Source organism: Escherichia sp. F1 (assembly GCF_046764225.1).
Taxonomy (GTDB): Bacteria; Pseudomonadota; Gammaproteobacteria; order Enterobacterales; family Enterobacteriaceae; genus Escherichia; species Escherichia coli.
Genome location: NZ_CP177202.1, coordinates 4,049,926 through 4,072,744 on the forward strand (window position 1 = coordinate 4,049,926; position 22,819 = coordinate 4,072,744).

Sequence of the window (22,819 nt, forward strand, 5' to 3'; positions counted from 1 at the left end):
GCGTTTATCCTTATTTTTGCACTACGATATTTTCTTGTGACGGATCAACATGCTGCATTTGCAGCTTTTCCGTGGCGATCCTTTCCACCCGGCTATGGTCGCCGAGCGCATTCTCTTCAAGGATCAGGTTGCGCCATTCAATGTCTAAAGCATCTCGCTCCAGCACCAGTTGTTCGCGCTGAGCGGTCAGTAAACGGGTATGGTGCGCCGTGGTTACCACAGTCACCGCCGTCAAAATAATGCAAATGAACAGGCAGAGTGGCAGCTTCCCAAATCGCAAAAGATCGTCACCGATAACACCAGGCAATGCATGGCGCTCGTGGCTTCCCATCGATCCTTTAACTTTGCTTAGAGCTTCTGTCACTCTGCTGATCATGCGTTCGTCCTCTCTGCAATACGCAGAACTGAACTACGGGCACGAGGGTTCTCAGCCACCTCTTCTTCGCCCGGCATTAACTTGCCTAGTGCTCGCAGCTGACGGCCACCCAGTTTTTTGAGCTGCTCTTCAGTCATCGGTAACCCTGCCGGAACTTGCGGACCGCGGCTGTTTTCACGCATAAAACGTTTCACAATACGGTCTTCCAGTGAGTGGAAGCTGATGATCGAAAGCCGCCCACCCGGGGCCAGCACGTTGAGCGAGCTTTTTAGCGCCTGCTCTATCTCCTCCAGTTCACTGTTTACCCAAATGCGCACCGCCTGGAAGGTACGGGTCGCGGGATGTTTAAACTTATCTTTCACCGGCGTTGCGGCAGCCACGACTTCCGCCAGTTCTTTGGTGCGGGTCATCGGCTGTTCGCGGTTTCGCTCGACAATGGCGCGGGCAATGCGTTTGGCAAAACGCTCTTCACCGTAGGTTTTCAATACCCAGGCGATATCGGCTTCTTCTGCGGTTTGTAGCCATTCAGCGGCTGACTGCCCACGGGTTGGGTCCATACGCATGTCCAGCGGACCATCGCGCATAAAGGAAAAGCCGCGTTCAGCATCATCAAGTTGCGGTGAAGAGACGCCAAGATCGAGGAGGATGCCGTCGATCTTGCCGATAAGATCGCGCTCGGCAACATATTCGCCCAGCGCGGAGAAAGGTCCGTGGATGATGGAGAAGCGCGGATCATCAATAGTCTTCGCAACGGCGATAGCCTGCGGGTCGCGATCGATCGCCAGCAAACGCCCCTCTTCGCCAAGCTGCGAGAGGATCAGACGTGAGTGACCACCGCGACCAAAAGTCCCATCAATGTAGATGCCATCAGGACGGATATTGAGGCCATTAACGGCTTCATCCAGCAGCACCGTAGTATGTTTATAGTTTTCCATCATTTTATAGAGACAAGTCCTGCAGTCGCTCCGATAAGTCTCCGGTAGCCAACTGCTCTGCGTCGATATCTTCCTTGACCTGTTGATGCCAGGTTGTTTCATCCCACAGCTCAAACTTGTTGAACTGTCCAACCAGCATCACTTCTTTTGTCAGCCCGGCATGTTGCCGCAGTACTGGCGCGATTAACAATCGACCTGCGCCATCCATCTGACATTCGCTGGCATGACCTAACAGTAGGCGCTGCACACGGCGCTCAACCGGGTTCATGCTCGACAGACGCGATAATTTTTGCTCGATAATTTCCCATTCAGGCAGGGGGTAAAGCAGCAGGCACGGGTGATGAATGTCAATGGTGCAAACCATTTGACCGGCAGCGTTCTCAAGCAGCTGTTCCCGATAACGGGTAGGCACTGATAAGCGCCCTTTGCTGTCGAGATTGACTAACGTTGCTCCCCGGAACATGCCAGCCTCACCCCTTATTCCCACTTTGCCCCACAATTTCCCACTGAAAGGAGTTTACGGAGCGGAGGAAAAGCTTGTCAAGCCAGTCACAAGGCATACCGAGGTAAAAAACCCGATGTTTACGGCTAATATCAGCGTTGTTTATTTTACGTCCAACGTGCGAAGCAAATTAACGTTATGAATAGCTGTAAGAAAAAATCCCTCATCGTCATCACCGTTTTAAAATGACTAACTATTTTCCACAGCAAATATAAAGTGTCAGTTTGCGACGCGAGCGGCATTTTAGGACATATCTTCCCCGGTTAACAGTCCCTGTTGCGTCTGTGTGGCGCTTGATGCCAGCGGGTTTGCGCAAAAGCAAAGAAAAGTGTTTGTTAAATCGGCAATTCATCTCTGCATGTAACAAAATAATGCAAAAACGCGCTATCGATATCACTTAATTATTGTGAATTTCAGCTGGTGAGGTAATTAACGGGCAGGTTTAAAAGCATTTATCAATAATAGCCAGGAATAGTCTTATTTACTTTAAGGATATTGATATCCATTCCCGTACTCAACGCGCCAGAGAGAAATTCACCTGGCGCGTATTTTTGTTCGCGGCTTAGCTACGGCTGAGCACGCCGCGGCGATAGAGATTACGTTTAATGCGCGTTAAACCAGGTTTTGGCTTACGCGGTTCGTCCAGGCTTGCCAGGACAATCTCCAGCACACGCTCTGCGACATCGCGGTGACGTTGAGCCACTGCCAGCACCGGGCACTGTAAGAAGTCGAGCAGTTCGTTATCGCCAAAGGTGGCAATTGCCAGGTCAGAAGGCAGTTTGCCGTCACGACGTAGCGTGACATCCATCACCCCTTGCAACAACGCAAACGACGTTGTGAACAGTGCCTGCGGCATCGGATGCGTTTCCAGCCATTTTTCGAATAACTGGGCAGCCGCCTCCCGCTCATAGCTGTTGGCATAAAGGAAATGCACTTCGCGCGGATCATCTTTCCAGGCAGTACGGAAACCTTGTTCACGCAGGAAGCTGACAGAAAGCTCCGGCAGCGCGCCAAGATAAAGTACCGTCTCGGCGGGAAACTTACGTAACTCTTCCGCCAGCATTTCGGCATCATCCTGATCGGCACCAACCACGCTGGTGAAGTGTTCACGATCGAGGGCGCGGTCCAGCGCGACAATCGGGAACGGGTCGTTAGCCCAGCGTTGATAAAAAGGATGCTCAGGTGGTAACGACGTCGAAACAATAATGGCATCAACCTGACGCTGCAAAAGATGCTCGATACAACGCATTTCGTTGTCGGGCTGATCTTCCGAGCAGGCAATCAGCAGTTGATAACCCCTTTGCCGCGCCTGGCGTTCAAGATAGTTAGCGATGCGGGTATAGCTGGTGTTCTCCAGATCGGGGATCACAAGACCAATAGAACGTGTGCGTCCAGCACGAAGCCCAGCTGCCACGGCGTTCGGGTGGTAATTGTGCTCACGCACCACAGCCATGACTTTTTCAACGGTTTTGTCGCTCACACGGTATTGCTTCGCTTTGCCGTTAATAACATAGCTTGCAGTGGTCCGCGACACTCCCGCCAGCCGAGCGATTTCATCCAGTTTCACAATTGCCCCTTGCGTAAAATGTAAAAACCATAGCCATTGTACTGGTATGGGTTAAATTCATTAACATCTAAGCGCAGAAAATTAACTGCGGCAACTGCTTTTATTCCAGGTTCCCACTGATTTCGCAAAAAAAGCCCAACGTGACATGTTGGGCTGCAAATTGCGCATTGAGATCATTCTCAACGCATTATTTTATCGCCGCGCGAAAGTCCGACCACACCAGAGCGAGCAACTTCCACAATTTTCGCCACATCGCGAATCGATGCTAAAAATGCATCAAGCTTATCGCTGGTACCTGCTAATTGAACGGTATAAAGCGAGGGTGTGACATCGATAATTTGCCCACGGAATATTTCCGTATTACGTTTCACTTCGTCACGCCCGTAGCCGCTGGCCTGAATTTTCACCAGCATGATTTCCCGCTCAACATGCGCGCCCTGCCCTAACTCGCTCACGCGTAATACATCGACCAGCTTGTGTAATTGCTTTTCGATCTGCTCAAGCACTTTTTCATCGCCCACGGTCTGGATGGTCATACGCGATAATGTCGGATCGTCGGTTGGCGCAACGGTCAGGCTTTCAATGTTGTAGCCACGCTGGGAAAAAAGGCCAATCACGCGGGATAACGCGCCTGATTCATTTTCGAGTAAGACTGATAATATCCGGCGCATAATCAGGTTCTCTCCGTTTTGCTTAACCACATTTCATCCATTCCGCCCCCGCGAATCTGCATCGGGTAGACGTGCTCACTGCCATCGACGGTGACATCAACAAACACCAGGCGATTATTGCGCACCTGTTCCAGCGCCTCGCTAAGTTTGCTTTCCAGTTCTTGCGGATGAGAAATCTGGATCCCGACGTGACCATAGGCTTCCGCCAGACGAACGAAATCGGGTAGTGACTGCATATAAGATTGTGAATGACGGCCGGAATAGATCATGTCCTGCCACTGTTTCACCATCCCCAGATAGCGGTTATTGAGATTCACCACCAGTACGGGCAACTCGTATTGCAACGCGGTAGACAGTTCCTGAATGTTCATCTGAATACTGCCGTCGCCAGTGACGCAAACCACGGTTTCTTCTGGCAACGCCATTTTGACGCCCAGTGCCGCAGGTAAACCAAAACCCATCGTGCCGAGGCCGCCAGAGTTGATCCAGCGACGCGGTTTGTCGAATGGATAATAAAGCGCAGCAAACATCTGGTGCTGCCCGACATCGGACGTCACGTAAGCGTCTCCCTTCGTCAACCGCCAAAGAGTCTCGATCACCGCCTGCGGTTTAATCTTTTCACTGTAAGAGTCATATTTCAGGCACTGACGAGCGCGCCACTGTTCAATCTGCTGCCACCAGTCGCGGATCTCATCCAGCGGTTGATGGACGGATTCTTGCGACAGGAGTTCAAGCATTTGTTCGAGGACCTGGCGAGCATCCCCCACAATCGGGATATCAGCAGTCACGGTTTTAGAAATGGAAGTAGGATCAATATCGATATGCAGAACCGTGGCATTTGGGCAGTACTTCGCCAGATTGTTCGTCGTTCGGTCATCAAAACGTACCCCGACGGCAAAAATCACATCCGCGTTATGCATCGTCATATTAGCTTCGTAGGTGCCGTGCATTCCCAGCATGCCCAGTGCCTGACGATGCGTTGCCGGAAACGCCCCCAGCCCCATTAATGAGGAAACAACGGGCAGATTCAACGCCTCCACCGTTTCTTTTAGCTGCTGATGACAGCCCGCCGTGATTGCCCCACCGCCTACATAGACAACCGGTTTTTTTGCCGCCACCAGCGTTTGCAGAGCGCGCTTAATTTGCCCTTTATGCCCGGAGGTCGTGGGATTGTAAGATCGCATACTGACCGACTCCGGCCAGACGTAGGGTAATTTGTTCGCCGGATTAAGAATATCTTTGGGTAAATCAACGACCACGGGCCCAGGGCGACCACTTGCCGCCAGCCAGAAAGCCTTTTTCAGCACCTGCGGAATGTCTTCCGTTTGCTTAACCAGAAAACTGTGTTTAACCACCGGGCGAGAAATCCCCACCATGTCGCACTCCTGAAAGGCATCGTAGCCTATCAACGAGGTCGCTACCTGCCCGGAAAGGACAACTAATGGAATGGAATCCATATAAGCGGTGGCAATGCCAGTAATCGCATTGGTCGCCCCTGGACCCGACGTTACCAGCACGACGCCGACTTCCCCGGTCGCGCGCGCCAGACCATCGGCCATATGCACCGCCGCCTGCTCATGACGAACTAATACATGATCAATACCACCCACGGTATGCAATGCATCGTAAATATCAAGGACTGCGCCTCCGGGATAACCGAATACTTGTTTAACGCCCTGATCGATAAGCGATCGGACGACCATCTCGGCTCCAGACAACATCTCCATGGCCTGCCTCACTGTTTGACGGAAAAAATGTGTAAAACACATTAACCGTCCGATCTTGCTTAAGCAATTGGCAGCCAGAGACATAAACGCAGGGTAATAAGAATAAACAGGAGGAAAGGTGAAAAGAAACGATAAAATCCTCCATTACGAAGGATTAAATTGATAATAAATCGGCTGAATCCCACAACTTACAGCAATTTCTCTATTTTTTTAATTAATCCTAAAATAGAGAGTCCACACATTCAGGATAAAATTCTACATTCAATAGAAAATGCAGAATAAACCAGACATTCATGTCTGATCTATTCTGCATTCAGTTAGCGTTTGCAAATTGAGACTAATTGCTCTTCCATCCACTGATGGCCTTTATCGCGCCCGGCAGCTTCATGCCAGGAGAGATAACAGGTCCTGCTATTTTGTTTTAACGGTAGCGGTAAAACCTGTAACTCTAAGGATTCAGCGAACTCTTCAGCCAGCCAACGCGGCGCTATAGCGACCAGATGCGTTTGCGACACCACGCTAAGTACGCTCATCATTGCCATGCCCTGATACGCGATACTGGCTTGCTTATCTACCGTGTCATACCACGGTTGACTAAATGACGCGAAACGATCGAGCGAAACCGCCGCATGTTGTTCGTTATAAACATCATGTTTCAGTAACGGGCCTTTAATTGTTGGATGATTTTTGCTGGCTACCAGCACCATTTCATCTTTAAATAATGGCACGCTGGTAAATTCAGGACGATGGAAGTCTTCATAACTAATCACAAACTCCGTTTCCTGATAACGCAGCTGATGTTCAGTGTTCTGATTTAATGAAGACTTGAACATAACATGTATATTTGGCGCAATCTGCTCAATGTGATTATAAATCTGCGAGGTCAGAATGCTGTCTAACGGGCTGCAGACACAAAGATGAAATACACGTTCACTACTGGCAGGCTCAAAGCCTGAACCTGGTAATTCATTTTGTACTAGTTGCAATGCCTGACGAACTGAACCAAAAAGTTGAAATGCGCGAGCAGTCGGTTGAATACCACGGCCATAACGAACAAAAAGCTCGTCATTAAACATCACCTTCAGGCGTGCAACAGCGTTACTGACCGCAGGTTGCGACATTCCCAGAACATGAGCGGCACGGGTAATGTTTTGCTCCTGCATCACGGCATCGAAAACGGTTAATAAGTTGAGATCGACCATGCGTAGCTGTGGCTTGCTTAACTCCGCCGTCTCTGGATGATCTGTTTGTACCTCTGGCATACTTAACTCCACTGTCACACTTAACTCCCTTTCCCTTATTGGAATGCAGAGAAATAATCCTCGAGAATATGATTTATCATGCATATAAAATAAGAAAAAGGAAAATGAGTAAAATTAGGAAAACATAAAGATACGGGTTCTTATAAAAACAGAATCCATTGCCGTGGAAAGCGTCATTTACCACAGCATAATAATCCATAATGTTTTTGTTGCGAAAACAATCTAATCATAACTACCACGAATACTCAATCATCCACAAAATGGATTAAATGTGCTTTTTTAATAATTAATTTATATGTTTAATGCATTAATTCTTAACATTAATTGATCAATAATATTCACCAAATGAATATCAAAAAATTCGCAAAACATATAATTCAATACAAATCATCAGGATAGGTTTTGTAACGCGTGCATTTTATCCCCCTTTCCCTCGTCGATTAGATGCAAAAATTTATTCTGAAATATGTCAACCGATGATAAGCGGCGGTAGTTAAGCAGAAATTAATATCGCTTACTTTAACCACCGCAGCACAATTAGCTAATTTTACGGATGCAGAACTCATGCTGGCGGGACGTTTTTATTGCGTCAGGGTTGACATCCGTTTTTGTATCCAGTAACTCTAAAAGCATATCGCATTCATCTGGAGCTGATTTAATGACTCACATCGTTCGCTTTATCGGTCTACTACTACTAAACGCATCTTCTTTGCGCGGTAGACGAGTGAGCGGCATCCAGCATTAAGCCAGCACGCAGTCAAACAAAAAACCCGCGCCATTGCGCGGGTTTTTTTATGCCCGAAGCGAGGCGCTCAAAAAGAGACAAGGACCCAAACCATGAGCCAGCAAGTCATTATTTTCGATACCACATTGCGCGACGGTGAACAGGCGTTACAGGCAAGCTTGAGTGTGAAAGAAAAACTGCAAATTGCGCTGGCCCTTGAGCGTATGGGTGTTGACGTGATGGAAGTCGGTTTCCCCGTCTCTTCGCCGGGCGATTTTGAATCGGTGCAAACCATCGCCCGCCAGGTTAAAAACAGCCGCGTATGTGCGTTAGCTCGCTGCGTGGAAAAAGATATCGACGTGGCGGCCGAATCCCTGAAAGTCGCCGAAGCCTTCCGTATTCATACCTTTATTGCTACCTCCCCAATGCACATCGCCACCAAGCTGCGCAGCACGCTGGACGAGGTGATCGAACGCGCTATCTATATGGTGAAACGCGCCCGTAATTACACCGATGATGTTGAATTTTCTTGCGAAGATGCCGGGCGTACACCCATTGCCGATCTGGCGCGAGTGGTCGAAGCGGCGATTAATGCCGGTGCCACCACCATCAACATTCCGGACACCGTGGGCTACACCATGCCGTTTGAGTTCGCCGGAATCATCAGCGGGCTGTATGAACGCGTACCTAACATCGACAAAGCCATTATTTCCGTACATACCCACGACGATTTAGGCCTGGCGGTCGGCAACTCACTGGCGGCAGTACATGCCGGAGCACGGCAGGTAGAAGGCGCGATGAACGGGATCGGCGAACGCGCCGGTAACTGTTCGCTGGAAGAAGTCATCATGGCGATCAAAGTTCGTAAGGATATTCTCAACGTCCACACCGCCATTAATCACCAGGAGATATGGCGCACCAGCCAGTTAGTTAGCCAGATTTGTAATATGCCGATCCCAGCAAACAAAGCCATTGTTGGCAGCGGCGCATTCGCACACTCCTCCGGTATTCATCAGGATGGTGTGCTGAAAAACCGCGAAAACTACGAAATCATGACACCAGAATCTATTGGTTTGAACCAAATCCAGCTGAATCTGACCTCTCGTTCGGGACGTGCGGCAGTAAAACACCGCATGGATGAGATGGGGTATAAAGAAAGTGAATATAATTTAGACAATTTGTACGATGCTTTCCTGAAGCTGGCGGACAAAAAAGGTCAGGTGTTTGATTACGATCTGGAGGCGCTGGCCTTCATCGGTAAGCAGCAAGAAGAGCCAGAGCATTTCCGTCTGGATTACTTCAGCGTGCAGTCTGGCTCTAACGATATTGCCACTGCCGCCGTCAAACTGGCCTGCGGCGAAGAAGTCAAAGCAGAAGCCGCCAACGGTAACGGTCCGGTCGATGCCGTCTATCAGGCAATTAACCGCATCACTGACTATAACGTCGAACTGGTGAAATACAGCCTGACCGCCAAAGGCCACGGTAAAGATGCGCTGGGTCAGGTGGATATTGTCGCCAACTACAACGGTCGCCGCTTCCACGGCGTCGGCCTGGCCACCGATATTGTCGAGTCCTCCGCCAAAGCCATGGTGCATGTACTGAACAATATCTGGCGCGCCGCAGAAGTCGAAAAAGAGTTGCAACGCAAAGCTCAACACAACGAAAACAACAAGGAAACCGTGTGATGTCGAAGAATTACCATATTGCCGTATTGCCGGGGGACGGTATTGGTCCGGAAGTGATGACCCAGGCGCTGAAAGTTCTGGATGCCGTGCGCAACCGCTTTGCGATGCGTATCACCACCAGCCATTACGATGTAGGCGGCGCAGCCATTGATAACCACGGGCAGCCGCTGCCGCCTGCGACGGTTGAAGGTTGTGAGCAAGCCGATGCCGTGCTGTTTGGCTCGGTAGGTGGTCCGAAGTGGGAACATTTGCCGCCAGACCAGCAACCAGAACGCGGCGCACTGTTGCCTTTGCGTAAACACTTCAAATTATTCAGCAATCTGCGTCCGGCAAAACTGTATCAGGGGCTGGAAGCATTCTGTCCGCTGCGTGCTGACATTGCCGCTAACGGCTTCGACATCCTGTGTGTGCGCGAACTGACCGGCGGCATCTATTTCGGTCAGCCAAAAGGCCGCGAAGGTAGCGGACAATATGAAAAAGCGTTTGATACCGAGGTGTATCACCGTTTTGAGATTGAACGTATCGCCCGCATCGCGTTTGAATCTGCTCGTAAACGTCGCCATAAAGTGACGTCTATCGACAAAGCCAACGTGCTGCAATCCTCTATTTTATGGCGGGAGATCGTTAACGAGATCGCCACGGAATACCCGGATGTCGAACTGGCGCATATGTACATCGACAACGCCACCATGCAGCTGATTAAAGATCCATCACAGTTTGACGTCCTGCTGTGCTCCAACCTGTTTGGCGACATTCTGTCTGACGAGTGCGCAATGATCACTGGCTCGATGGGGATGTTGCCTTCCGCCAGCCTGAACGAGCAAGGTTTTGGTTTGTATGAACCGGCAGGCGGCTCAGCACCAGATATCGCAGGCAAAAACATCGCCAACCCGATTGCGCAAATTCTGTCGCTGGCACTGCTGCTGCGCTACAGCCTGGATGCCGATGATGCGGCTTGCGCCATTGAACGCGCCATTAACCGCGCATTAGAAGAAGGCATTCGCACCGGAGATTTAGCCCGTGGCGCTGCCGCCGTTAGTACCAATGAAATGGGCGATATCATTGCCCGCTATGTGGCAGAAGGGGTGTAATCATGGCTAAGACGTTATACGAAAAATTGTTCGACGCTCACGTAGTGTACGAAGCCGAAAACGAAACCCCGCTGTTATATATCGACCGCCACCTGGTGCATGAAGTGACCTCACCGCAGGCGTTCGATGGTCTGCGCGCCCACGGTCGCCCGGTACGTCAGCCGGGGAAAACCTTCGCCACCATGGATCACAACGTCTCTACTCAGACCAAAGACATTAATGCCTGCGGTGAAATGGCGCGCATCCAGATGCAGGAGCTGATCAAAAACTGCAAAGAGTTTGGCGTCGAGCTGTATGACCTGAATCACCCGTATCAGGGGATCGTCCATGTAATGGGGCCGGAACAGGGCGTCACATTGCCGGGGATGACCATCGTCTGCGGCGACTCGCATACCGCCACTCACGGCGCGTTTGGCGCACTGGCCTTTGGTATCGGCACTTCCGAAGTTGAACACGTACTGGCAACGCAAACCCTGAAACAGGGTCGTGCGAAGACCATGAAAATTGAAGTCCAGGGCAAAGCTGCGCCAGGCATTACCGCGAAAGATATCGTGCTGGCGATTATCGGTACAACCGGCAGCGCAGGCGGCACCGGGCATGTGGTGGAGTTTTGCGGCGAAGCAATCCGTGATTTAAGCATGGAAGGTCGTATGACCCTGTGCAATATGGCAATCGAAATGGGCGCGAAAGCCGGTCTGGTTGCACCGGACGAAACTACCTTTAACTATGTCAAAGGCCGTCTGCATGCGCCGAAAGGCAATGATTTCGACGACGCCGTTGCCTACTGGAAAACCCTGCAAACCGACGAAGGCGCAACTTTCGATACCGTTGTCACTTTGCAGGCAGAAGAGATTTCGCCGCAGGTCACCTGGGGCACCAACCCAGGCCAGGTGATTTCCGTGAACGACAACATTCCCGATCCGGCTTCGTTTGCCGATCCGGTTGAACGCGCGTCGGCAGAAAAAGCGCTGGCCTATATGGGGTTGAAACCGGGTATTCCGCTGACCGAAGTGGCTATCGACAAAGTGTTTATCGGTTCCTGCACTAACTCGCGTATTGAAGATTTACGCGCGGCGGCTGAAATCGCCAAAGGGCGGAAAGTCGCGCCAGGCGTGCAGGCACTGGTGGTTCCCGGCTCTGGCCCGGTAAAAGCGCAGGCAGAAGCGGAAGGTCTGGACAAAATCTTTATTGAAGCTGGTTTTGAATGGCGTTTACCCGGCTGCTCAATGTGTCTGGCGATGAACAACGATCGCCTGAATCCGGGTGAGCGTTGTGCCTCCACCAGCAACCGTAACTTTGAAGGCCGCCAGGGGCGTGGAGGGCGCACGCATCTGGTCAGCCCGGCAATGGCTGCCGCTGCTGCTGTGACCGGACATTTCGCCGACATTCGCAACATTAAATAAGGAGCACACCATGGCAGAGAAATTTATCAAACACACAGGCCTGGTGGTTCCGCTGGATGCCGCCAATGTCGATACCGATGCAATCATCCCGAAACAGTTTTTGCAGAAAGTTACCCGTACGGGTTTTGGCGCGCATCTGTTTAACGACTGGCGTTTTCTGGATGAAAAAGGCCAACAGCCAAACCCGGACTTCGTGCTGAACTTCCCGCAGTATCAGGGCGCTTCCATTTTGCTGGCACGAGAAAACTTCGGCTGCGGTTCCTCGCGTGAGCACGCGCCGTGGGCATTGACCGATTACGGTTTTAAAGTGGTGATTGCACCGAGTTTTGCTGACATCTTCTACGGCAACAGCTTTAACAACCAGCTGCTGCCGGTGAAATTAAGCGATGCAGAAGTGGATGAGCTGTTTGCGCTGGTGAAAGCCAATCCGGGGATTCATTTTGATGTAGACCTGGAAGCGCAAGAGGTGAAAGCGGGAGAGAAAACTTATCGCTTTACCATCGATGCCTTCCGCCGCCACTGCATGATGAACGGTCTGGACAGCATCGGCCTGACTCTGCAGCACGACGACGCAATTGCGTCTTATGAAGAGAAGCAACCGGCGTTTATGCGTTAGTTTGTACACCGTCCGGCACTCAATCGCCAAAAAGAAAAAAGCCAGCAGATAATCACTGCTGGCGTGGCGATTAACACCAATACTCAGTCACACATGATGTCCGCAAATCAGTAGTCAGAATGACTCCCCTCCCATTGCATCAGTTCTTCAAGCATGGTTAATCGTTGTGGGACGCTTAACCAACGCAACCAGCACAACTTCGCTGTCGCGGTAAAATAGTGCTGATAAAACTGACGCATGGGGCACCTCCTTGCTTCATCGTTAGGAATTATTGACTTAATATAGGGAAAAATAAAATTGCTGACTTTTGCGCAGGAGTTCCCCTTTTATGCCATCTGCTCGTCTGCAACAACAGTTCATCCGCCTGTGGCAATGCTGCGAGGGTAAATCGCAGGACACGACGCTCAACGAACTGGCAGCGTTATTGAGCTGCTCGCGTCGTCATATGCGCACCCTGCTCAACACCATGCAGGATCGCGGCTGGCTGACGTGGGAAGCGGAAGTCGGGCGCGGCAAACGCTCGCGTCTGACGTTCCTCTATACCGGGCTGGCGCTTCAGCAACAGCGAGCAGAGGACCTGCTGGAGCAGGATCGTATCGATCAACTGGTGCAACTGGTTGGCGACAAAGCGGCTGTGCGGCAAATGTTGGTTTCTCATCTGGGACGCAGCTTCCGCCAGGGGCGGCACATCCTGCGCGTTCTCTACTATCGTCCGTTGCGTAATCTGCTGCCCGGCAGTGCATTGCGTCGTTCCGAAACCCATATCGCCCGGCAAATCTTCAGTTCGCTAACGCGCATAAATGAGGAAAATGGGGAACTGGAAGCGGACATCGCCCACCACTGGCAGCAAATTTCACCGCTTCACTGGCGTTTCTTTTTGCGTCCAGGAGTCCATTTTCATCATGGTCGTGAACTGGAAATGGACGACGTGATCGCCTCTTTAAAACGAATCAATACGCTGCCGCTCTATTCGCATATTGCTGACATTGTGTCGCCGACGCCCTGGACGCTGGATATCCATCTCACGCAACCGGACCGCTGGTTACCGTTACTGCTGGGGCAAGTTCCGGCGATGATCCTGCCGCGCGAATGGGAAACCCTCAGCAACTTTGCCAGCCATCCCATCGGAACGGGTCCTTATGCGGTGATCCGCAACAGCAGCAATCAACTGAAAATTCAGGCATTCGACGACTTCTTTGGTTATCGGGCATTAATCGACGAAGTTAACGTCTGGGTCTTGCCGGAAATTGCTGATGACCCCGCGGGAGGCCTGATGCTGAAAGGACCGCAAGACGAGGAAAAAGAGATTGAAAGCCGCCTTGAAGAAGGTTGTTACTATTTACTGTTCGACAGCCGCACCCATCGCGGGGCGAATCAGCAAGTCAGGGACTGGGTAAGCTATGTGCTTTCTCCAACTAATCTGGTCTATTTCGCTGAGGAACAGTACCAGCAACTGTGGTTCCCGGCTTATGGACTGCTCCCCCGTTGGCACCATGCCCGCACCATAAAGAGCGAAAAACCGGCTGGCCTGGAAAGCCTCACCCTGACCTTTTATCAGGATCACAGTGAGCATCGGGTGATTGCCGGGATCATGCAGCAGATTCTGGCAAGTCACCAGGTCACGCTGGAAATCAAAGAGATCAGCTACGATCAGTGGCATGAAGGAGAGATCGAGAGCGATATCTGGCTTAACAGCGCCAACTTTACGCTGCCGCTGGATTTTTCGCTGTTCGCGCACCTGTGCGAGGTGCCGCTGCTCCAACACTGTATTCCGATCGACTGGCAAGCCGACGCCGCACGCTGGCGCAATGGCGAAATGAATCTGGCGAACTGGTGCCAGCAACTGGTCGCCAGCAAAGCAATGGTGCCGCTTATCCACCACTGGCTGATCATTCAGGGGCAACGCAGTATGCGCGGCCTGCGTATGAACACCCTCGGCTGGTTCGATTTTAAATCAGCGTGGTTTGCGCCGCCGGATCCAGAGTAGCTTGCGCCTTTTGGCGGTCATGAGCGCGTTTTTTATATTCAGACGGAATGAATAAAATACATTACTTTTATATTTTCTCTGTTTTATGCATCGTCTGATTAGCGTCGCAAATAAGATTAAAGAAGGGGCATTCCAGCCCCTCTTTCATATTCTGAGTTAATCAATAACGGCGCAGTCTGGCCTTGTTCTGGCCGGAACGGTCAGCTTTTTCAGGTTAACCTCGCACAGGTCAGTCATACCATCTGCTATTGTTCATTTCAGCATTGCTCAGGTCAACCTCGAGACGGTCAATACCACAAATGACAACCCCGTTAAAGTAAGCATGACTCAGATCAATGTACCCGGTCCTGGTGTTCTCTTTCATCTGCAACTCCAGAGTAAGTATCGCCTCATCGCCAATAAAAAAACTGACTCTTAACGTATCTTTTGGCGAGAGTGAGGCCTTCGCGGCCATATTTTCCGGATCTATTGCATGTTCTTTGAGTTTATTAAAATTTATCAGCCAGTGGGTAAACTTATCACGCGCATCCCCATCGACAGCCCCGGTAAAGTATTTTGAGTAGTCATCACTATTATGGAAATAAAATGCATCCTTCAGAATTTGCTTTGCCGCAGCCTGGGAATGTTTATCTGACCGGAAGAGATTGCGTAACTTCTCCCATAGCTCTTCAAAGATATTCATATTCTCGGTCTTTTTGACCAAGTTAACCATCCTGATAATCTGAGAGTGAGTAAGGCCTGGATCTTTAGTGGTATTACTAGCAGAGATACTAATCTGTTCTGGGTTTCTTACTTTCATGCTGATAGCTCCACTCTGAGTTAAAAACTCAGAATAAGCGTCCTGAATAAGAATACTGTCAAAAATCGCTCATTCACGCAATAAGCCGTTGCATTACCGATTTTGACTGTGCTAAGGGATTCTTTCGGTTCAAAGCTTCCCAGCTATGCAAATACGTCCTTGATAGCTGAACGAATATTGGCTTTTTTAATACGCCTTCTCTATGGATTGCTGGTTGATAACAAAATCACTACACTAACGCCGTTCTCAACGGGGTGCCGCGCAGCCGCGTGCGCTGAGAAAATACCCGTCGAACCTGATCCGGATAACGCCGGCGAAGGGATTTGAGGCTCCTTCTCAAGTCCTTTGCCACTCTTTTTTGAGGTGCAAAGTGTTAAAAAAATGTCTTCCCCTGCTGTTGCTGTGCACAGCGCCCGTTTTCGCTAAACCCGTTCTGACTGTTTATACCTACGATTCCTTTGCCGCTGACTGGGGACCTGGTCCGGTGGTCAAAAAAGCCTTTGAAGCAGACTGTAATTGCGAACTGAAACTGGTGGCGCTGGAAGATGGCGTTTCGCTGCTCAACCGTCTGCGGATGGAAGGCAAAAACAGTAAAGCCGATGTGGTGCTGGGGCTGGATAACAACCTGTTAGATGCCGCCAGTAAAACCGGACTATTTGCCAAAAGCGGTGTGGCAGCGGATGCCGTTAACGTTCCCGGCGGCTGGAATAATGACACTTTCGTCCCGTTTGATTACGGCTATTTCGCCTTCGTCTATGACAAGAACAAACTGAAAAATCCGCCGCAAAGCCTGAAAGAGCTGGTTGAAAGCGATCAAAACTGGCGGGTGATTTATCAGGATCCGCGCACCAGCACGCCGGGGCTGGGTCTGCTGTTGTGGATGCAAAAAGTCTATGGCGATGACGCCCCACAAGCCTGGCAGAAACTGGCGAAGAAAACGGTCACGGTCACCAAAGGCTGGAGCGAAGCCTACGGCCTGTTTTTAAAAGGTGAAAGCGATCTGGTACTGAGTTACACCACCTCTCCGGCTTATCACATTCTCGAAGAGAAGAAAGATAACTACGCCGCCGCGAACTTCAGCGAAGGTCACTATTTGCAAGTGGAAGTCGCCGCCCGCACCGCTGCCAGCAAGCAGCCAGAGCTGGCGCAAAAATTCCTCCAGTTTATGGTTTCTCCGGCTTTTCAGAATGCGATCCCAACCGGCAACTGGATGTATCCGGTGGCAAATGTCACGCTGCCTGCCGGGTTTGAACAATTGACCAAACCAGCAACCACGCTGGAGTTCACGCCAGCCGAAGTGGCGGCACAACGTCAGGCATGGATTAGCGAATGGCAACGCGCCGTCAGCCGTTAATTCCCGGCTGGTTAATTCCAGGTGTAAGCGCCGCTACGCTTGTGGTGGCGGTTGCACTGGCGGCGTTTCTCGCCCTGTGGTGGAACGCGCCGCAGGGTGACTGGGTGGCAATCTGGCAGGACAGCTACCTGTGGCATGTGGTGCGCTTCTCCTTCTGGCAGGCGTTTCTCTCGGCGCTGCTCTCTGTCGTGCCCGCGATATTCCTTGCCCGCGCCCTCTACCGCAGGCGCTTTCCAGGACGGCTGGCGCTGTTGCGTCTGTGTGCCATGACCTTGATCCTCCCGGTGCTGGTTGCTGTTTTCGGCATTCTTAGCGTCTATGGTCGCCAGGGCTGGCTGGCATCACTCTGCCAATCGCTCGGTCTGGAGTGGACCTTTTCGCCCTACGGCCTGCAAGGTATTTTGCTGGCGCACGTATTTTTTAATCTGCCGATGGCGAGCCGCTTATTACTCCAGGCACTGGAAAACATTCCCGGCGAACAACGTCAGCTTGCCGCCCAGCTTGGGATGCGCGGCTGGCATTTTTTCCGCTTCGTCGAATGGCCGTGGTTACGGCGACAAATCCCGCCAGTTGCTGCGCTTATCTTTATGCTCTGTTTTGCCAGCTTCGCCACCGTGCTGTCGCTGGGCGGCGGTCCGCAGGCGACCACTATCGAGCTGGCTATTTATCAGGCGCTGAGTTACGACTACGATCCTGCCCGCGCGGCGATGCTGGCGTTGATCCAGATGGTGTGTTGCCTCGGGCTAGTGCTGTTGAGTCAGCGATTGAGTAAGGCCATTGCGCCCGGCACTACGCTGCTGCAAGGCTGGCGCGACCCGGACGATCGTCTGCATAGCCGCATTTGCGACACGGTGTTAATTGTGCTGGCGCTGTTGCTGTTGCTGCCACCGTTACTGGCGGTGCTCGTCGATGGGATAAATCGCCAGTTGCCGGAAGTGCTGGCGCAGCCGGTGCTGTGGCAGGCGCTGTGGACCTCGTTGCGTATTGCGCTGGTGGCAGGCGTATTATGCGTAGTGCTGACCATGATGCTGCTATGGAGCAGTCGCGAACTGCGGGCGCGGCAAAAAATGCTGGCGGGTCAGGCGCTGGAGATGAGCGGTATGTTGATCCTCGCCATGCCGGGGATTGTGCTGGCAACGGGCTTCTTTTTGCTGCTCAACAACACCATTGGCCTGCCACAATCTGCTGACGGCATTGTGATTTTCACCAATGCGTTAATGGCGATCCCTTACGCGCTGAAAGTGCTGGAAAACCCGATGCGCGATATCACCGCGCGTTACAGTATGTTGTGTCAGTCGCTGGGGATTGAAGGCTGGTCACGCTTAAAAGTGGTGGAGCTGCGCGCCCTGAAACGCCCGCTGGCGCAGGCGCTGGCTTTTGCTTGTGTGCTGTCGATTGGTGATTTTGGCGTGGTGGCGTTGTTCGGTAACGATGATTTCCGCACCCTGCCGTTTTATCTCTACCAGCAAATTGGCTCCTATCGCAGCCAGGACGGCGCGGTCACCGCGTTAATTCTGCTGCTACTCTGTTTTCTGCTGTTTACCGTGATTGAAAAACTACCGGGGCGAAATGTTAAAACTGACTGATATCACCTGGCTTTACCACCATTTGCCGATGCGTTTTAGCTTAACGGTGGAACGCGGCGAGCAGGTGGCGATCCTCGGGCCAAGCGGCGCGGGTAAAAGTACCCTGCTGAATTTGATCGCCGGTTTTCTGACGCCAGCCAGCGGTTCGCTGACTATCGACGGCGTTGATCACACCACGACGCCGCCGTCACGCCGTCCGGTATCGATGCTGTTTCAGGAGAACAACCTGTTCAGTCACCTGACGGTCGCGCAGAACATCGGGCTGGGGCTTAATCCTGGATTGAAGCTGAACGCGGCGCAGCAGGAGAAAATGCACGCGATTGCCCGTCAGATGGGGATTGATAATTTAATGGCGCGGTTACCGGGCGAGCTTTCCGGCGGTCAGCGACAGCGCGTGGCGTTAGCGCGTTGTCTGGTACGCGAACAGCCGATTTTATTGCTCGATGAACCGTTCTCTGCGCTCGATCCGGCGTTACGTCAAGAGATGTTGACGCTGGTGAGCACGAGCTGCCAGCAGCAAAAAATGACGCTATTGATGGTGTCGCACAGTGTGGAAGATGCGGCGCGGATCGCCACGCGCTCGGTGGTGGTCGCTGACGGGCGTATCGCCTGGCAGGGTAAGACCGATGAGTTGTTGAGCGGTAAGGCGAGTGCTTCGGCTCTGTTGGGAATTAAAGGTTGAAAGCGCACGGACAGTCCCCTCGCCCCTCTGGGGAGAGGGGCGAGGGGAACAAACCAGCGCCGATGCAAACTATCCCCTAAACCCCAACCACTTTACGCAAAATATCGATATACACCGGCATCAACGGGTGGCGAATTAACACCACCAGCGCCACTACACCGACGGCAGAAATTAACGGTGCCAGCCACAACAAACGACCGCGGGACAAATAATGACTCAAACGGTCAGTCGCTTTACCGCTGCGCCATAACCGCCAGCACAGCCAGCCACCAACCCACAAAAATACCGCCGTCGCCAGCAGCAACCATTTAAACTCGCCGCTCTGCATTCCGGCTGGAATATCGATCGCCGCACCCGCCAGAATCCCTGGCAGGAAGTAAAACGGTGGCCACAGCAGGCAGCCGATAATATTCGGCGTAATGAATTTTGCCACCGGCAGATCCAGCATTCCCGCCACCATTGGCACCAGCGGACGCGTCGGGCCAACAAAGCGACCGACCAGAATGGTGAACATGCTGTGTTGATGCAACGCATGTTCAGTTTTATCGAGTAATGCTTTGTTTTTCTTCAGAAATGACCAGCGATGCAATGGCTTTTTAAAACGCCAGCCCAGCCAGAAAGAGATCCAGTCGCCCAGCAGGCAACCGACGATCCCTGCCAGCCAGGCGTGCCAGAAACTTAACTCGCCACTGCCAATCAGCGCCCCCAGTCCCGCCATTAGCACCGTACCGGGTAAAATCAAACCGACCAGCGCCAGCGACTCCAGAAAGGCCACCAACACCACCGCCATCAATGAATACACGGTGGATTGGGTAATAAAGTGTTCCAGCAATGCTTGCATAATGTGCCTGTCAAATGGACGAAGCAGGGATTCTGCAAACCCTATGCTACTCCGTCAAGCCGTCAATTGTCTGATTCGTTACCAATTATGACAACTTGACGGCTACATCATTCACTTTTTCTTCACAACCGGCACGGAACTCGCTCGGGCTGGCCCCGGTGCATTTTTTAAATACTCGCGAGAAATAGAGTTGATCGTCAAAACCAACATTGCGACCGACGGTAGCGATAGGCATCCGGGTGGTGCTCAAAAGCAGCTTCGCCTGACTAATGCGTTGGTCCTCGCGCCAGCTTAAGACGCTAATTCCTAACTGCTGGCGGAACAGATGCGACAGACGCGACGGCGACAGGCAAACATGCTGTGCGACGCTGGCGATATCAAAATTGCTGTCTGCCAGGTGATCGCTGATGTACTGACAAGCCTCGCGTACCCGATTATCCATCGGTGGATGGAGCGACTCGTTAATCGCTTCCATGCGCCGCAGTAACAATTGCTCAAGCAGATTTATCGCCAGCAGCTCCGAATAGCGCCCTTCCCCTTGCCCGGCGTTAATGATTTGCCCAAACAGGTCGCTGAAATGCGGCTGGTGCGCTTCATCCGGGCGAAAGAAACCCGTATTGGCAAATATTGACGGCCAGTTAAGCCATTCATGCCAGTAGGCGCGCGGACGAAAGTAAACCCACTGGTGATACCATTCGCGAGCCTCCGGATGGCGACCGTAGTGATGAATCTCTCCTGGCGGGAACAGCAAAATATCACCCGGTCGGCAGACAAATTCTCGTCCCTGATTTTTCACCACCCCCTGTCCGCGTATGGTGAGATTGAGAATATAACCCTTCATTCCCAGCGGTCGGTCGATAAAAAAATCGAGATAACCGTTGGCCTCAATCGGCGTTAAACCCGCCACCAGATGGGCGTTAAACGAGTATCCCGGCAGCAGGGGATCATTTTGCGCTTCAGCCATACTTTTCATACTCCCGCCATTCAGAGAAGAAACCAATTGTCCATATTGCATCAGACATTGCCGTCACTGCGTCTTTTACTGGCTCTTCTCGCTAATCCAACCGGTAACCCCGCTTATTAAAAGCATTCTGTAACAAAGTGGGACCAAAGCCATGACAAAAACGCGTAACAAAAGTGTCTATAATCACGGCAGAAAAGTCCACATTGATTATTTGCACGGCGTCACACTTTGCTATGCCATAGCATTTTTATCCATAAGATTAGCGGATCCTACCTGACGCTTTTTTTCGCAACTCTCTACTGTTTCTCCATACCCGTTTTTTTGGATGGAGTGAAACGATGGCGATTGCAATTGGCCTCGATTTTGGCAGTGATTCTGTGCGAGCTTTGGCGGTGGACTGCGCCACCGGTGAAGAGATCGCCACCAGCGTAGAGTGGTATCCCCGTTGGCAGAAAGGGCAATTTTGTGATGCCCCAAATAACCAGTTCCGTCATCATCCGCGTGACTACATTGAGTCAATGGAAGCGGCGCTGAAAACCGTGCTTGCAGAGCTTAGCGCCGAGCAGCGCGCAGCTGTGGTCGGGATTGGCGTTGACACAACCGGCTCGACGCCCGCACCGATTGACGCCGACGGTAACGTCCTGGCGCTGCGCCCGGAGTTTGCCGAAAACCCGAACGCGATGTTCGTATTGTGGAAAGACCACACCGCGGTTGAAGAAGCGGAAGCGATTACCCGTTTATGTCACACGCCGGGCAACGTTGACTACTCCCGCTATATTGGCGGTATTTATTCCAGCGAATGGTTCTGGGCAAAAATACTGCATGTGACTCGCCAGGACAGCGCCGTGGCGCAATCTGCCGCATCGTGGATTGAGCTGTGCGACTGGGTGCCAGCTCTGCTTTCCGGTACCACCAGCCCGCAGGATATTCGTCGCGGACGTTGCAGCGCCGGGCATAAGTCGCTATGGCACGAAAGCTGGGGCGGCCTGCCGCCAGCCAGTTTCTTTGATGAGCTGGACCCAATCCTCAATCGCCATTTGCCTTCCCCGCTGTTCACTGACACCTGGACTGCCGATATTCCGGTGGGCACCTTATGCCCGGAATGGGCGCAGCGTCTCGGCCTGCCTGAAAGCGTGGTGATTTCCGGCGGCGCGTTTGACTGCCATATGGGCGCAGTTGGCGCAGGCGCACAGCCTAACGCACTGGTAAAAGTTATCGGTACTTCCACCTGCGACATTCTGATTGCCGATAAACAGAGCGTTGGCGAGCGGGCAGTTAAAGGCATTTGCGGTCAGGTTGATGGCAGCGTGGTGCCTGGATTTATCGGTCTGGAAGCAGGTCAGTCGGCGTTTGGTGATATCTACGCCTGGTTCGGTCGCGTACTCGGCTGGCCGCTGGAACAGCTTGCCGCCCAGCATCCGGAACTGAAAGAGCAAATCAACGCCAGCCAGAAACAACTGCTTCCGGCGCTGACCGAAGCATGGGCCAAAAATCCGTCTCTGGATCACCTGCCGGTGGTGCTCGACTGGTTTAACGGCCGCCGCACACCGAACGCTAACCAACGCCTGAAAGGGGTGATTACCGATCTTAACCTCGCTACCGACGCTCCGCTGCTGTTCGGCGGTTTGATTGCTGCCACCGCCTTTGGCGCACGCGCAATCATGGAGTGCTTTACCGATCAGGGGATCGCCGTTAATAACGTGATGGCGCTGGGCGGCATCGCGCGGAAAAACCAGGTCATTATGCAGGCCTGCTGCGACGTGCTGAATCGCCCGCTGCAAATTGTTGCCTCTGACCAGTGCTGTGCGCTCGGTGCGGCGATTTTCGCTGCCGTCGCCGCGAAAGTGCACGCAGACATCCCATCAGCCCAGCAAAAAATGGCCAGTGCGGTAGAGAAAACCCTGCAACCGCGCAGCGAACAGGCACAACGCTTTGAACAGCTTTATCGCCGCTATCAGCAATGGGCGATGAGCGCCGAACAACACTATCTTCCAACTTCCGCCCCGGCACAGGCTGCCCAGGCCGTTCCGACTCTATAAGGACACGA

23 protein-coding genes and 1 riboswitch are annotated in these 22,819 nt (G+C 52.2%); of the genes, 11 read left to right on the forward strand and 12 right to left on the reverse strand.

From position 1 onward, the window contains the following. Window positions 1–10 precede the first annotated feature (10 nt). From ftsL to ilvI, 7 genes are all read right to left on the reverse strand, one after another. Window positions 11–376 (reverse strand): cell division protein FtsL, encoded by a 366-nt coding sequence (gene ftsL, locus ACK8NJ_RS19435; RefSeq protein WP_000625658.1) that lies wholly within the window; start codon window positions 374–376, stop codon window positions 11–13. Then, on the reverse strand, window positions 373–1,314 hold the full coding sequence (gene rsmH, locus ACK8NJ_RS19440; protein ID WP_000970479.1) for a 16S rRNA (cytosine(1402)-N(4))-methyltransferase RsmH: 942 nt from the start codon (window positions 1,312–1,314) through the stop codon (window positions 373–375). The genes ftsL and rsmH overlap by 4 nt, the downstream gene beginning before the upstream one ends. Window position 1,315: 1 nt before the next feature. Continuing rightward, the gene (gene mraZ, locus ACK8NJ_RS19445) at window positions 1,316–1,774 is read right to left on the reverse strand and encodes a division/cell wall cluster transcriptional repressor MraZ (RefSeq protein ID WP_001295770.1); all 459 of its coding nucleotides are present in this window, start codon (window positions 1,772–1,774) and stop codon (window positions 1,316–1,318) included. 601 nt (window positions 1,775–2,375) lie between these two features. After that, on the reverse strand, window positions 2,376–3,380 hold the full coding sequence (cra, locus tag ACK8NJ_RS19450) for a catabolite repressor/activator (protein ID WP_000762401.1): 1,005 nt from the start codon (window positions 3,378–3,380) through the stop codon (window positions 2,376–2,378). 81 nt (window positions 3,381–3,461) lie between these two features. Then, window positions 3,462–3,548 carry a fruR/shl operon leader peptide gene (locus ACK8NJ_RS19455; RefSeq protein ID WP_001303787.1) on the reverse strand — a complete coding sequence of 29 codons (87 nt, stop codon included), beginning with the start codon at window positions 3,546–3,548 and terminating at the stop codon, window positions 3,462–3,464. Window positions 3,549–3,559: 11 nt separating this feature from the next. After that, window positions 3,560–4,051: an acetolactate synthase small subunit gene (gene ilvN, locus ACK8NJ_RS19460; RefSeq protein ID WP_001252744.1), complete on the reverse strand. Its 492-nt coding sequence runs from the start codon at window positions 4,049–4,051 to the stop codon at window positions 3,560–3,562. A 2-nt stretch (window positions 4,052–4,053) separates the two neighbouring features. Beyond that, window positions 4,054–5,778 carry an acetolactate synthase 3 large subunit gene (gene ilvI, locus ACK8NJ_RS19465; protein WP_000425652.1) on the reverse strand — a complete coding sequence of 575 codons (1,725 nt, stop codon included), beginning with the start codon at window positions 5,776–5,778 and terminating at the stop codon, window positions 4,054–4,056. 118 nt (window positions 5,779–5,896) lie between these two features. Here ilvI and ACK8NJ_RS19470 point away from each other — a divergent pair, with 118 nt between their 5' ends. Next, entirely contained in the window at window positions 5,897–5,941 is a 45-nt protein-coding gene (locus ACK8NJ_RS19470) for a hypothetical protein (protein WP_128566915.1), read from the forward strand. Window positions 5,942–6,095: 154 nt separating this feature from the next. On the opposite strand, the gene leuO is transcribed toward ACK8NJ_RS19470, so the two are convergent. Next, window positions 6,096–7,040, reverse strand: coding sequence for a transcriptional regulator LeuO (gene leuO, locus ACK8NJ_RS19475; protein WP_001115472.1), 945 nt, complete (start codon window positions 7,038–7,040; stop codon window positions 6,096–6,098). Window positions 7,041–7,698: 658 nt separating this feature from the next. Here leuO and leuL point away from each other — a divergent pair. From leuL to leuD, 5 genes are all read left to right on the forward strand, one after another. Beyond that, a complete protein-coding gene (leuL, locus tag ACK8NJ_RS19480) occupies window positions 7,699–7,785 on the forward strand; it encodes a leu operon leader peptide (protein ID WP_001300467.1) in 87 nt (28 codons plus the stop codon). A 92-nt stretch (window positions 7,786–7,877) separates the two neighbouring features. Then, window positions 7,878–9,449 carry a 2-isopropylmalate synthase gene (leuA, locus tag ACK8NJ_RS19485; protein WP_000082846.1) on the forward strand — a complete coding sequence of 524 codons (1,572 nt, stop codon included), beginning with the start codon at window positions 7,878–7,880 and terminating at the stop codon, window positions 9,447–9,449. Further along, a complete protein-coding gene (gene leuB, locus ACK8NJ_RS19490) occupies window positions 9,449–10,540 on the forward strand; it encodes a 3-isopropylmalate dehydrogenase (RefSeq protein ID WP_025210186.1) in 1,092 nt (363 codons plus the stop codon). Before leuA ends, leuB begins: the two co-directional genes overlap by 1 nt. A gap of 2 nt (window positions 10,541–10,542) precedes the next feature. Continuing rightward, on the forward strand, window positions 10,543–11,943 hold the full coding sequence (gene leuC, locus ACK8NJ_RS19495; RefSeq protein ID WP_328116650.1) for a 3-isopropylmalate dehydratase large subunit: 1,401 nt from the start codon (window positions 10,543–10,545) through the stop codon (window positions 11,941–11,943). 10 nt (window positions 11,944–11,953) lie between these two features. Continuing rightward, the gene (gene leuD / locus ACK8NJ_RS19500; protein WP_000818231.1) at window positions 11,954–12,559 is read left to right on the forward strand and encodes a 3-isopropylmalate dehydratase small subunit; all 606 of its coding nucleotides are present in this window, start codon (window positions 11,954–11,956) and stop codon (window positions 12,557–12,559) included. A 107-nt stretch (window positions 12,560–12,666) separates the two neighbouring features. Here the strand turns inward: leuD and sgrT are convergent, their stop codons facing one another. Then, on the reverse strand, window positions 12,667–12,798 hold the full coding sequence (sgrT, locus tag ACK8NJ_RS19505; RefSeq protein WP_001248768.1) for a glucose uptake inhibitor SgrT: 132 nt from the start codon (window positions 12,796–12,798) through the stop codon (window positions 12,667–12,669). Window positions 12,799–12,887: 89 nt separating this feature from the next. Here sgrT and sgrR point away from each other — a divergent pair, with 89 nt between their 5' ends. Next, window positions 12,888–14,546: a DNA-binding transcriptional regulator SgrR gene (gene sgrR / locus ACK8NJ_RS19510; protein ID WP_219390596.1), complete on the forward strand. Its 1,659-nt coding sequence runs from the start codon at window positions 12,888–12,890 to the stop codon at window positions 14,544–14,546. 229 nt (window positions 14,547–14,775) lie between these two features. Here the strand turns inward: sgrR and espY2 are convergent, their stop codons facing one another. Next, window positions 14,776–15,345, reverse strand: coding sequence for a T3SS effector EspY2 (espY2, locus tag ACK8NJ_RS19515; protein WP_001601003.1), 570 nt, complete (start codon window positions 15,343–15,345; stop codon window positions 14,776–14,778). A 240-nt stretch (window positions 15,346–15,585) separates the two neighbouring features. Continuing rightward, window positions 15,586–15,685, forward strand: a riboswitch (TPP riboswitch). Between the two features lie 30 nt (window positions 15,686–15,715). Here espY2 and thiB point away from each other — a divergent pair. Genes thiB through thiQ form a run of 3 tightly spaced genes read left to right on the forward strand, consistent with a single transcriptional unit; the run spans window position 15,716 to window position 18,967 of the window. After that, window positions 15,716–16,699: a thiamine ABC transporter substrate binding subunit gene (gene thiB / locus ACK8NJ_RS19520; RefSeq protein ID WP_001469031.1), complete on the forward strand. Its 984-nt coding sequence runs from the start codon at window positions 15,716–15,718 to the stop codon at window positions 16,697–16,699. After that, complete coding sequence (gene thiP, locus ACK8NJ_RS19525; protein ID WP_001601002.1) at window positions 16,675–18,285, forward strand: thiamine/thiamine pyrophosphate ABC transporter permease ThiP; 1,611 nt, start codon at window positions 16,675–16,677, stop codon at window positions 18,283–18,285. Before thiB ends, thiP begins: the two co-directional genes overlap by 25 nt. Then, window positions 18,269–18,967 (forward strand): thiamine ABC transporter ATP-binding protein ThiQ, encoded by a 699-nt coding sequence (thiQ, locus tag ACK8NJ_RS19530; RefSeq protein WP_001601001.1) that lies wholly within the window; start codon window positions 18,269–18,271, stop codon window positions 18,965–18,967. The genes thiP and thiQ overlap by 17 nt, the downstream gene beginning before the upstream one ends. A 76-nt stretch (window positions 18,968–19,043) precedes the next feature. Here thiQ and ACK8NJ_RS19535 read toward each other — a convergent pair whose 3' ends face one another. Continuing rightward, window positions 19,044–19,808 carry a DedA family protein gene (locus ACK8NJ_RS19535; protein WP_001561402.1) on the reverse strand — a complete coding sequence of 255 codons (765 nt, stop codon included), beginning with the start codon at window positions 19,806–19,808 and terminating at the stop codon, window positions 19,044–19,046. 85 nt (window positions 19,809–19,893) lie between these two features. Then, window positions 19,894–20,772 carry an arabinose operon transcriptional regulator AraC gene (gene araC / locus ACK8NJ_RS19540; protein ID WP_001300811.1) on the reverse strand — a complete coding sequence of 293 codons (879 nt, stop codon included), beginning with the start codon at window positions 20,770–20,772 and terminating at the stop codon, window positions 19,894–19,896. A gap of 338 nt (window positions 20,773–21,110) precedes the next feature. Between araC and araB the strand changes: the two genes are divergently transcribed. Beyond that, entirely contained in the window at window positions 21,111–22,811 is a 1,701-nt protein-coding gene (araB, locus tag ACK8NJ_RS19545; RefSeq protein ID WP_001600999.1) for a ribulokinase, read from the forward strand. Window positions 22,812–22,819 lie beyond the last annotated feature (8 nt).